This is a genomic window from Cognatishimia activa (assembly GCF_026016445.1).
GTDB lineage: Bacteria > Pseudomonadota > Alphaproteobacteria > Rhodobacterales > Rhodobacteraceae > Cognatishimia > Cognatishimia activa_B.
Genome location: NZ_CP096147.1, coordinates 1,044,851 through 1,056,325, shown reverse-complemented (window position 1 = coordinate 1,056,325; position 11,475 = coordinate 1,044,851). Strand labels below are relative to the sequence as shown.

Here is an 11,475-nt window from a genome sequence, read left to right as displayed (position 1 = left end):
GGCAAACATCAAGCCAGATCAGCAAAGCAATCCACGTGCTCAACGTGCCATCTGGTCGCGCCGCATCTCAGACGGCTTGCGCCAAAGCCCATCGCCGCGTAGCACAAATTTATGTTGTCGATCTTTGATAAAGGTGCACCGCCGCCCTGCCCGTCGCCCTTCAATATGGCGCAATACGTACTGCAGAAGGCTTCGGAACAGCCAGGCAAAACAGCATTATCCGTGGTCAGCACCAAAGGTGTGACCACGTTGAGCTATGCCGAACTTGAAGCGGCCGTTCTTGGAGTTGCGCAGGGGTTTTTGAATCAGGGCCTGTCCGCGGGTGACATAATTCTGATGCGCCTGGGAAATACGGTGGATTTCCCAATCACCTATCTGGCGGCGATCGCGGTCGGCATGGTGCCTGTACCGACATCCAGCATGCTGACTGATCGAGAAGTTGACAAAATGATTGCCGAGCTCTCACCTGCTTTGGTCGTCAGCGCACCGGAGGTTGCCACCGGCAATCCGACCTGCCCAGTGATAAGCCAATCAGAATTGCAATCTTTGAAACATGGCGCCCAGGCCAGTTATCATCTGGCTGACCCGAACCGCCTCGCCTACATCGTTTACACCTCTGGCACCTCAGGCACGCCACGCGCCGTGATGCACGCTCACCGCGCAATCTGGGCACGACGGATGATGATGAATGACTGGTATGGTCTAAACTCCGCAGATCGCCTTTTGCACGCTGGCGCCTTCAACTGGACTTTCACCATGGGCGCTGGCCTGATGGACCCTTGGAGCATCGGTGCAACCAGCCTGATCCTTGAACCAGACACACCCATTGGCGATATCCCACAGATCATGGCGCAGCATAAAGCCAGCATCTTTGCTGCAGTTCCGGGTGTTTATCGCAAGCTGCTACAGGGCGAGACCCTGCTGGAACTTGACACCCTGCGCCATTCACTCTCAGCCGGAGAAAAACTCTCGGAGTCCTTACGCGACCGCTGGCTGACGCGCACAGGTACTGACATTTTCGAAGCTTTTGGCATGTCCGAATGTTCAACTTTCATTTCGCATGCTCCCCGAAACCGTGCGGAAACCGGCGCACTAGGTCGACCGCAAGCAGGTCGTCGTGTTGCACTACTGGGTGACAACGGACCGGTTGCTCTCGGCGAAACAGGTCAAATTGCCATTCATCATGATGATCCTGGCCTGATGCTAGGCTACTTCAACGCACCTGACGCAACCCAACGCCGCTTTCACGGCCACTGGTTCCTGACCGGTGACCTTGGCCATATGTCTGAAGATGGCAGTATCCACTACGAGGGCCGAGCTGATGACATGATGAACGCTGGTGGTTTCCGCGTTTCTCCCTTGGAAGTCGAAATGGCCTTCTCTGCCCTGCCCGGAGTGCAACAGATCGGCGTGACGGATGTCGAGATCAAAACCGATACCCGCGTGATCGCTGCTTTTTATGTGACTGACGAGAATGTCAGCGCAGAAACACTAGAAGCTTTTGCCAAAGACGCATTGGCACGTTACAAGCAGCCGCGAATTTACCAAAGGGTCAATGCTTTGCCGACCAACGCGAATGGCAAGCTCGACCGAAAACGGCTGCGCGCCGACTATGAGGCCAAACACCATGGATCCGATCAAGCTTGATATCATGTCCGACCCGATTTGCCCGTGGTGCGATATCGGCAAGACTCTGCTTGAACGCGCGCTGGAGCAGGAAGGCGATCACCCCTTCCTGATTGAATGGCACCCGTTTCAGCTGAACCCGGACATGCCAGCTGCCGGTATGGATCGTGCGGAGTATCTGGAAACCAAGTTTGGCGGCCAAGAGAACGCTGTGCGCGTCTATTCTCAGATCGTTGAGCATGCTGAAAAAGCCAATATCACACTGAATGTGGGTGATATTAAGCGCACGCCAAACACGCTGGATGCGCACCGTCTGATCAACTGGGCCAAAATCGAAGGCAAACAGAACGCCATCGTAAATGCGCTCTTTCAGGCCTATTTTGTGGATGGCCGCGACATCGGCGACCACGAAGTACTCGCAGACCTCGCGGATGCCGTTGGCATGGATGCCGCCATGGTGCAGCGACTTCTGAAAAGTGATGCGGATGTCGAAGAGATCAAACAACGCGACGCCATGGCGCGCGAAATGGGGGTGAATTCTGTCCCGACCTTCATTGTCGGTGGACGCCACGCGGTTCCAGGGGCTCAGCAGCCAGAGCTTTGGCGCAAAGTCATTGCTGAACTGCGCGAGCAACAGGCAGAAGCCTAGAGCTACACGCGTTGCTGCTGCTATGCATAAACGCATGGCCGACAATGCATGTTTCCGTACTTGCATAATGATATTTCACGGATAAGTTCGCGCGAAATGTCAAAGTCACGCGAAAGCTTAATCTCGTCTGCTTTGATCTCCCAAAATCAAAGGAATTGTCATGTCGACAAAACCCAAACTCGGGCAGACAGAATTCGTTGCTCTGATCGCCATGCTATTCGCGACGATCGCCCTGTCCATCGATGCGATGCTCCCGGCGCTAACACAGATGGGACGAGAGCTGAGTCCCGCAGCACCTGAAAACGCCACGCTGGTCGTGGGGATTTTTGTCCTCGGCATGGGAATTGGTACTTTCTTTGCAGGGCCACTCTCGGATGCTTACGGACGTAAGTACATCATTCTAATCGGTTTTATGATTTACGCCCTTGGCGCGCTTTGGGCGGCGGCAGCTTCCGATCTTGAAGGGATCCTCGCAGGTCGTTTCCTGCAAGGTCTGGCGGTTGCAGGCCCGCGCATTGCAGCCATGGCCATGGTCCGTGACCTTTACTCGGGCAAAAAAATGGCTTCGATCATGTCCTTTGCCATGACGGTTTTTGCCGTCGTTCCCGCAATTGCGCCTTCGATGGGACAGATGGTCATGAATACTTATGGCTGGCGTGCGATTTTCTACATATTTGCCGCGTTTGCCTTAATCGTAAGCCTCTGGCTGGCCTCGAGACAACCTGAAACGCTGATGCGTGAAAACAGAACGAAACTCTCTGCCCGAGCTATTTCATCGGCTGTACGTGAGTGTTTCTCAAACCGCGTCTTCCGGTTCTCGGTCACCTCGCAGATGATGGTGTATGCGGCGCTATTTTCTAGCATTTCGACTGTACAACCAATCTACGCTCAAACCTACGACAAGGCAGACCAATTCCCACTGCTGTTTGCGGCATCCGCAATCCTGTCAATGCCCGCCAGCATCATTAACGGCAAACTGGTTCTACGTTATGGCATGCGCAAATTGATTAAGGCATCGATTTTAGGTGTGGTTATTACCACCTCAATGACACTCGTGCTCTGGCTTTTAGGGATAACCAGCGTCTGGCTGTTTTTCTTCTGGGCAACAACGATGTTCATTTCAATCGGCTTTGTGTTCGGGAATTTGAACTCGCTGGCAATGGAACCGTTGGGACACATCGCTGGAATGGCAGCTTCGATAAACAGCGCAATAGCCACGATTGGCGCTGCCATTCTTGCAATACCGATTAGCCTAAGCTTCGAGGGAACACCAGTTTCCCTGCTTATGGGGGTCCTGATGTTTGAATTCATCGCATTACTGCTGATGATGCGTCTTGGGCAGCGTGACGCGCCGATCGAGCTTGAGGCCTGACCTCAAGCTCGTAGTCTAACTTTCGACGCGCGCTTTATGGGCAAGATCACGGGCAATCGCAAAGGCGCCTTTGATCTTGTCCTTCTCACTCTTCCAGTCGCGCCGCACAACGATCTTATTCTCTTTGATCTTCGCAAGGCCCTTTTGTTCTGTGATGAATTCAACAAGGCCTTTGGGCGATTTGAACTTGTCGTTATGGAACTGAATGGTCGCGCCTTTTGGCCCACCATCAAGCTTGGCAATGCCTGCCTTTTTACACATCGCCTTGATGCGCACGACCAAGAGCAAGGTGTTGACCTCGCGCGGTAATTTACCAAACCGGTCAATGAGTTCGGCGGCAAAGCCTTCAAGCTCAACTTTGGTCGAAAGACCAGACAAACGCCGATAAAGTCCCAGACGCACATCCAGATCAGGCACGAATTTCTCTGGGATTAGAACCGGCACACCAAGGTTGATCTGTGGTGCCCATTGATCGTCAGTGTCAGACAGGCCTTCCATCTCACCCGCTTTGATCTTGGCAATCGCGTCTTCCAGCATGGACTGGTAGAGCTCATACCCCACATCCCGCATCTGGCCTGATTGTTCTTCACCCAAAAGGTTGCCTGCCCCGCGAATGTCGAGGTCCTGGCTCGCGAGTGTGAAGCCGGCACCCAGCGTATCAAGCGACCCCAGCACGCGCAGGCGCTTCTCAGCAGTTGCCGTTAGTTTCTTGCGTGGTTTTGTTGTCAGATATGCATAGGCGCGGGTTTTGCTGCGACCGACCCGGCCACGGATTTGATACAGCTGGCTCAGGCCAAACATATCTGCACGGTGCACAACCATCGTGTTCGCCGTGGGGATATCAAGGCCAGATTCCACGATGGTTGTCGCCAAGAGCACATCGTATTTGCCGTCATAGAAAGCATTCATGCGGTCATCGAGCTCACCGGCTGCCATCTGGCCATGCGCAACCACATAAGTCAGCTCTGGCAGCTGTTCTTTCAGGAACTCTTCAATCTCTGGAAGGTCTGAAATCCGCGGCACCACATAGAAACTCTGACCACCGCGATAATGCTCCCGCAACAGCGCCTCACGGATCGTGATCGCGTCAAATTCGCTGACATAGGTGCGGATCGCCAGTCGATCCACAGGCGGTGTGCCGATGATCGACAGATCGCGCACTCCGGAGAGGCTGAGTTGAAGGGTTCGAGGGATTGGCGTCGCTGTCAGGGTCAACACGTGAATGTCAGATCGCATTTGTTTCAGACGCTCTTTGTGGCCCACCCCAAAGTGCTGTTCTTCGTCAACGATTAGCAGGCCAAGATTCTGGAAACGCACGCTTTTTGCTAACAGCGCATGAGTGCCAATGACGATATCAACAGTGCCTTTCGCCAAGCCTTCGCGGGTCTTCTCAGATTCCTTCGCAGAGACAAACCGTGACAGGCCACGAACTTCCAATGGGAAGCCACGGAAGCGTTCTTGGAAGCTTTTGAAGTGCTGTCGTGCCAGCAAGGTTGTTGGCGCGATCACCGCGACCTGAACACCTGTCATAGCCGCGACAAAGGCCGCGCGCATGGCGACTTCGGTTTTCCCAAAGCCTACGTCGCCGCAAACCAGACGATCCATTGGCTGGCCATTCGTCAGATCATCAAGCACGTCATTTATGGCGTTCAACTGGTCATCGGTTTCCTGATACGGGAAACGGGCTGAAAAGCTCTCCCAGGCATGATCCGGGGCTTCCAAAATAGGCGCGCTTCGTAAAGCACGTTCAGCAGCCACGCGGATAAGCTTATCCGCCATCTCGCGGATACGTTCCTTGAGCTTCGCCTTCTTAGCCTGCCATGCCCCACCGCCGAGCTTATCAAGCAACCCCTCGTCATGGCCGTAGCGCGAAAGGAGTTCGATGTTCTCGACTGGTAGATAGAGGCGCGAGCTTTCGGCATATTCCAGGCTCAGGCATTCATGCGCAGCACCTGCCGCCGTGATGACTTCCATCCCGTGATAGCGACCAATCCCGTGGTCCACATGCACCACCAGATCACCAGGTGACAGAGATTGTGTCTCAGTCAGGAAGTTCTCTGCTTTGCGTTTACGCTTTGGCGCACGGATCAGACGGTCGCCCAGCACGTCCTGTTCGGATATCACCGTCAGACCAGGTGCTTCAAAGCCATTCTCCAACGCCCAGACCGTCAGATAAAGCCCTGACTTCCCGATATTTTTTGCGTTATCCACAAGGACGGTTTCGGCCAATCCTTCGTCTTCGATCAGCCCAGATAGTCGTTCCCGCGCACCTTCAGAGTAAGACGCGACGACAACCGGCCCGTCTTGAAGTTTTGCTTTAATATGGGATGCTAATGAACCAAAAAGACTTATATTTTCCTGCTGGCGTTCTGGAGAGAAATTGCGTCCGATCCGCGCCATACTATCGATGGCACCGGGGCCAGAAGCCTGCGGCAAAGGTTTGAAACTCAGAACACGTTTGTCACCAACGGTTTCATTCCAGGCGGCCTCATCCAGATACAACTGCTCTGCAGGCACAGGTTTATAGACGGAATCGAGCCGTTTCTTTTGGCTCAGCGCGTGTTTGCGTGTTTCGTACTGATCGGCCACTGACTCCCAGCGTGCAAGACGCATCGCTTCAGATTGGTCATCAAGTGAAATTGATGCCTCAGGCAGATAATCAAACAGGGTCTCCAGCCGCTCATGGAAGAATGGCAGCCAATGCTCAACACCCTGATGTTTGCGTCCCGCCGAGACCGCCTCATAAAGCGGATCATCCGTGCCAGCCGCGCCAAACTCGATTCTGTAGTTTTGACGAAACCGCGTAATTGCCGCCTCATCCAGAATAACCTCTGACACAGGCGCGAGTTCGATGAGATCAAGCTTTTCAGTCGTACGCTGTGAAACCGGATCAAAGCGTCGTGCACCATCCAGCACATCGCCGAAAAGATCCAAGCGCACCGGTCCAGTGTCACCCGGAGGGAAAATATCGATGATCCCGCCGCGAACCGCATAGTCGCCTGGCTCCATAACAGTTGGCGCTTGCGTGAACCCCATGCGAACCAGAAAGGCGCGCAGGGCTTGTTCGTCAATACGATAATCCACCTGGGCACGGAACACTGCGTCTTTTAAAACTTCGCGTGCGGGAACACGCTGTGTAGCCGCATTTAGAGTGGTCAGCAGCACAAACTTCTTGGGCATCGCCCCATGCAACAGCCCCGCCAACGTCGACATGCGCGCAGCGGATATATCAGCATTGGGCGAGACGCGATCGTAAGGCAAACAATCCCAGCCCGGAAAATCCACCACAGGCATATCAGGCAGGAAAAAGGCCAATGCCGCCTTCATCGCCGCCATACGTTTGTCATCGCGCGCCACGTGGATGACAGGACCACCAGATTTAGCGATCTCATCCAAGATCAGCTTGGCGTCATAGCCTTCAGGTGCGCCGCCAATGGTGACATGCTTCTGCTGCATTTTTCTGCCTTATCAAACTGCTCTGTTAGTTCAGAGGTGAGATCTGAAAATTCTGGTACATGCCCCACATTGAGGTCACAAAAATGGCAATAACACCAATGAGTTGCACATAGACCCGATGCCGTGCGAGCCGTTTATAAAGCTCCTCGCCAACCACCTCATCCGCCTCAATTCCGCGCGCCGTCGCCAGCGTCAAAAGCCCGACAAAGGCCAGCGGGAACATGATGAGGAAAATCGCCTGCGCAAATTCGATCCGATAAAAGAACCCCAGAACCGCAATGATGCTGAGTGAGAAACAGCCGAAAGACGTCATCCATAGTCCGGATACGCGGCCGATAAACAGCAGACGCCCCACATTGATGCGAACAAGATCATGCAGGTCTTCTTCATGACGTCCACCTTTGCGGCGCGCACGCAGGACGAGGTCATAAGGTACACCCAGCACCCAGTGGCTGGCTGACGACCAAATCACGGCCAACATGATCCAGAACCACAGGTTCGAGAAACTGCGCAGATCGATCAATTCGAGTACGGTACTATACCAGTCCACAGCGGCATCCTTGTCTTCAACGCCCCCACATAGCGCGCGCATGAGGCAATTCCTACCCTTGTCGCCAAGGATTATCCATGGCAACTGGATAGCAACACTTTGAGAGGTAAACATGCGCCCTACGGTTGCTCCCTTCCCCGCCGCGCGCCTTCGCCGCGCCCGTCAGACTGACGCCATTCGCGCGCTCGTGCAGGAAAACCAATTAACCGTGTCAGATTTGATCTGGCCTGTGTTCCTGCGCGACGGCGAAAACGTTGTGGAACCGATTGAAAGCATGCCGGGCGTCAACCGATATTCGGTTGATCGCGTTGTTGAAGCAGCAAAGATGGCCCGCGATCTCGGCATCCCAGTGATCTGCTTATTCCCTTACACGGACCCTTCGAAGAAAACCGAAGACTGTGCTGAGGCCTGGAACCCTGAAAACCTCTCCAACCGCGCGACCCGTGCCATCAAAGCAGAAGTTCCCGGCATCGCTGTGATGACGGATGTGGCGCTGGATCCTTACAACATCAACGGCCATGACGGTTTTGTCGATAACGGTGAGATTGTGAATGATCGCACCGTCGAAGCTCTTGTGAAACAAGCGCTGAGCCAGGCTGAAGCCGGAGCAGACATCATCGGCCCATCGGACATGATGGACAATCGCATTGGTGCGATCCGGGAAGCGCTTGAGGCGGCGGGACATCAGAAAACCATGCTGATGAGCTATTCTGCCAAATACGCGAGCGCTTTCTATGGCCCATTCCGCGATGCGGTTGGTGCGTCAGGTGCTTTGAAGGGCGACAAGAAAACCTACCAGATGGACCCAGGGAACACTGATGAGGCGCTTAGACTAGTTGAGCGTGACCTTCAGGAAGGTGCGGATATGGTTATGGTCAAACCGGGCATGCCTTATCTCGACATCTGTTCCCGAGTGAAAGAGACCTTTGGCGTTCCAACTTTTGCCTATCAAGTCTCTGGTGAATACGCGATGATCAGAGCCGCAGCGCAGAATGGCTGGATTGATGGTGATAAGGCCATGTTTGAAAGCCTACTGGCGTTCAAACGCGCCGGGTGTGACGGTATCCTTACCTATTTTGCACCCGCAGTGGCCAAGGCATTGGCGAAGGGCTGAAGACTCAGCGCTTAATCGCGCATTTACGCGGCTTTAGATGACAATCTTCGGGTGTTTCGCTATAGTCGCGACAAGACCGCAAAATATGCGGCGTACAGCAGTTTAACTTGATATGGGCAAGACCATGAAATCTATGAACAGACGGACCTTCGCGCTGACGGCTTTGGCGGGCGCATCTGTGACAGCCGCCTGCGGCAATGGCATTGGTGGCAACGGTGGCGCGGCAATCGACGCACGTGTCGATCAGACATTGAACCACATGTATTCCACCTACCCCAACACCGTGGATTTGGAAGCAAAATCCGTGGGCATGCTGGTCATGCCTTTGGTGACCGAGGCGGGACTCGGCTTCGGCGGCGCTTATGGACGCGGAGCGCTGTTGGTGGACGGTATAACGGTCGACTACTACTCAACCACCAAAGCCAACTTCGGCCTGCAGATCGGCGCTCAGCAATACGCACACGTACTGTTCTTCATGACCCAAGACGCGCTTCTGAACTTCCGCCGTTCCAGCGGTTGGGCTGCAGGTGCTGACCTTGAATATGTGATTTCCGATCAGGGCGACAGCCTGGCGACAGAGACCACAACTTTGACAGCGCCGGTACTGGCTGTCGTCTTTGGCCGGGCAGGCCTGCGTGTCGGCGCGACGCTGGAAGGCACAAAATACACACGGATTATTCCGTAAATTTAGCGCCCAGCCATTTGGCTGGGCCTTTTCCATCAGTTAGCGCACATTAAATGCGCGGGCTTCTCTATAGAATTCAGCACGAATCCGCCGCATGATCGCTCCAGAAGGAGAGCGATATGACCAACGACGCGACTGAAGAATCTCAGAATGACGCCAGCTGTCGGCGCTCTAGGGGGGAGTTTGTGCGCGGCGTTAGCGGTTTCCGCTCAGTCCTGGGGCAAGGCAAAGATTTCCCTGCAGAACCTGGTCGCTACCACCTTTTTGTCGCTTTGAATTGTCCCTGGTGTCACCGCGTGACGCTGGCGCGGAATGTTCTGGGGCTGCAAGACAGCATTACGATGGATGTTGCTTTTCCGAACAGGACAACAGAGCTCGATCCTTCTGGTCCCAATCATTGGGAGTTCGCACCTGAGCGAATAGCCACTTTGTCCAATGCGGCTTTACCAGAATGCACCTTGGAAACGGGAACCGGGCAAGACTATCGCTTGGTCAAAGATATCTACGAGGCCGAGGGCTCGACGGAGAAATCTGTTCCGATCCTATATGACAAAGTGTCAAAGCGCATCGTGTCCAATGAAAGCGCAGAGATTGTTCGAATGCTGGATGCGCAGGCTGATCTTTTAGGCGCACCAGACGGGCGTCCAATTCTCTATCCATCCGGGGCTGACGACCAAGCTCTGAGAGAAGACATTGGTGCGCTTAACGAACGTATTTACGTCACCATCAATAATGGCGCCTATAAAGCAGGGTTCTCCTCTGATCAGCAAGTATATGCAGCTGCCTATAAAAGCTACTTTGATACCCTTGCCCATCTTGAGGGTCAGCTTTCAGACGGCCGCGCGTTTCTGACCGGTTCCAATTTCACTGAAGCAGACCTGCGCCTCTTCCCGACGCTTTATCGCCATGACCCGGTTTACTACACGCGCATGAAACTCAACGGCGCGCGCATATTGGATTATCCAAATCTGTGGCGCTGGCTTTGTCGTGTCTATGCACTCCCTGGCGTTTCAGAGAGCAATTCTCTAGTGCATTGTCGCCAGGGATATTTTGGCCGCTCGTGGAACAATGTTGTGCCGCTGGGCCCTTTTCATCCGATGCCTTATCCAGAGGCCTATGAGCATCCGGAATTGGCACGGGATTAATCCAAAGCGCGGAGGCGTTTGATAAGGCTGGACGTGTCCCAGCGACCGCCGCCAATTTTCTGGACGTCTTTGTAGAACTGATCGACCAAAGCTGTGACCGGCAGGCTCGCACCGGTTTCGTCTGCAGTATCAAGGCAAATACCCAGGTCTTTGCGCATCCAATCCACCGCAAACCCATGATCGAAATGATCATCCAGCATGGTTTCATAGCGGTTCTGCATTTGCCAGCTGCCTGCGGCCCCCTGCGAAATCACTTCGACAACCGCACGCCCATCAAGACCCGCTTTTTCGGCAAAATGCAGCGCTTCGGACAGGCCTTGAACCAAGCCTGCGATAGCGATCTGGTTGCACATCTTGGTCATCTGACCCGCGCCGCTATCGCCGATGCGGCGACAGATACGGGCATAAGACTGCATGATGGGCTCAGCCGCATCATAGGCGTCTTGGTCACCGCCACACATAATCGACAAAACGCCGTTCTCAGCGCCCGCCTGACCACCTGAAATTGGAGCGTCTACGAAATTCAACGCTGCATCTTTGGCCGCAGTATAGAGCTCCGCAGTCACCTTCGCAGACACCGTGGTGTGATCCACAAACACAGCGTCCGGCTTCATACCCGCAAAAGCGCCACCTTCTCCAATACAGACATGACGCAAATCATCGTCATTCCCGACACAGGCCATGACAAAGCCTGCACCCGAAGCAGCCTCACCCGGCGTCAGCGCCATTTTGCCACCATGCTGGGCCACCCAAGCCTCCGCTTTGGCCGCTGTCCGGTTGAAAACCGTGACTTCGTGACCTGCCGACTGCAGGTGTCCTGCCATTGGAAAACCCATTACGCCCAATCCCAAAAACGCAACCTTCGCCATGTGCTTTCC

Annotated in this window: 9 protein-coding genes; 6 read left to right on the top strand and 3 right to left on the bottom strand. The window is 54.3% G+C overall.

What is annotated here, in order from left to right; genetic code table 11:
• Positions 1-111 precede the first annotated feature (111 nt).
• From M0D42_RS05115 to M0D42_RS05105, 3 genes are all read left to right on the top strand, one after another.
• On the top strand, positions 112-1,647 hold the full coding sequence (locus M0D42_RS05115) for a class I adenylate-forming enzyme family protein (protein ID WP_265020524.1): 1,536 nt from the start codon (positions 112-114) through the stop codon (positions 1,645-1,647).
• A complete protein-coding gene (locus tag M0D42_RS05110) occupies positions 1,628-2,275 on the top strand; it encodes a DsbA family oxidoreductase (protein ID WP_265020523.1) in 648 nt (215 codons plus the stop codon). The genes M0D42_RS05115 and M0D42_RS05110 overlap by 20 nt, the downstream gene beginning before the upstream one ends.
• A 160-nt stretch (positions 2,276-2,435) precedes the next feature.
• Positions 2,436-3,647, top strand: coding sequence for a multidrug effflux MFS transporter (locus tag M0D42_RS05105; protein WP_265020522.1), 1,212 nt, complete (start codon positions 2,436-2,438; stop codon positions 3,645-3,647).
• 15 nt (positions 3,648-3,662) lie between these two features.
• Here the strand turns inward: M0D42_RS05105 and mfd are convergent, their stop codons facing one another.
• Entirely contained in the window at positions 3,663-7,103 is a 3,441-nt protein-coding gene (mfd, locus tag M0D42_RS05100; RefSeq protein ID WP_265020521.1) for a transcription-repair coupling factor, read from the bottom strand.
• 25 nt (positions 7,104-7,128) lie between these two features.
• Positions 7,129-7,653, bottom strand: coding sequence for a component of SufBCD complex (locus M0D42_RS05095; RefSeq protein WP_265021104.1), 525 nt, complete (start codon positions 7,651-7,653; stop codon positions 7,129-7,131).
• A 112-nt stretch (positions 7,654-7,765) separates the two neighbouring features.
• Between M0D42_RS05095 and hemB the strand changes: the two genes are divergently transcribed.
• From hemB to M0D42_RS05080, 3 genes are all read left to right on the top strand, one after another.
• The gene (gene hemB, locus M0D42_RS05090) at positions 7,766-8,767 is read left to right on the top strand and encodes a porphobilinogen synthase (RefSeq protein ID WP_265020520.1); all 1,002 of its coding nucleotides are present in this window, start codon (positions 7,766-7,768) and stop codon (positions 8,765-8,767) included.
• 124 nt (positions 8,768-8,891) lie between these two features.
• The gene (locus M0D42_RS05085) at positions 8,892-9,452 is read left to right on the top strand and encodes a YSC84-related protein (RefSeq protein WP_265020519.1); all 561 of its coding nucleotides are present in this window, start codon (positions 8,892-8,894) and stop codon (positions 9,450-9,452) included.
• Positions 9,453-9,571: 119 nt separating this feature from the next.
• The gene (locus M0D42_RS05080) at positions 9,572-10,597 is read left to right on the top strand and encodes a glutathione S-transferase C-terminal domain-containing protein (RefSeq protein WP_265020518.1); all 1,026 of its coding nucleotides are present in this window, start codon (positions 9,572-9,574) and stop codon (positions 10,595-10,597) included.
• On the opposite strand, the gene M0D42_RS05075 is transcribed toward M0D42_RS05080, so the two are convergent.
• Positions 10,594-11,466, bottom strand: a complete 873-nt coding sequence (locus M0D42_RS05075; RefSeq protein WP_265020517.1) for an NAD(P)-dependent oxidoreductase — start codon at positions 11,464-11,466, stop codon at positions 10,594-10,596. The genes M0D42_RS05080 and M0D42_RS05075 overlap by 4 nt on opposite strands.
• Positions 11,467-11,475: the final 9 nt, after the last annotated feature.

Bases quoted from the DNA above. Each gene is read 5' to 3' on its own strand.
- M0D42_RS05105 (WP_265020522.1), top strand. From the start codon at position 2,436: ATGTCGACAAAACCCAAACTCGGGCAGACAGAATTCGTTGCTCTGATC.
- mfd (WP_265020521.1), bottom strand. From the start codon at position 7,103: ATGCAGCAGAAGCATGTCACCATTGGCGGCGCACCTGAAGGCTATGAC.
- hemB (WP_265020520.1), top strand. From the start codon at position 7,766: ATGCGCCCTACGGTTGCTCCCTTCCCCGCCGCGCGCCTTCGCCGCGCC.
- M0D42_RS05085 (WP_265020519.1), top strand. From the start codon at position 8,892: ATGAAATCTATGAACAGACGGACCTTCGCGCTGACGGCTTTGGCGGGC.
- M0D42_RS05080 (WP_265020518.1), top strand. From the start codon at position 9,572: ATGACCAACGACGCGACTGAAGAATCTCAGAATGACGCCAGCTGTCGG.
- M0D42_RS05110 (WP_265020523.1), top strand. From the start codon at position 1,628: ATGGATCCGATCAAGCTTGATATCATGTCCGACCCGATTTGCCCGTGG.
- M0D42_RS05075 (WP_265020517.1), bottom strand. From the start codon at position 11,466: ATGGCGAAGGTTGCGTTTTTGGGATTGGGCGTAATGGGTTTTCCAATG.
- M0D42_RS05115 (WP_265020524.1), top strand. From the start codon at position 112: ATGTTGTCGATCTTTGATAAAGGTGCACCGCCGCCCTGCCCGTCGCCC.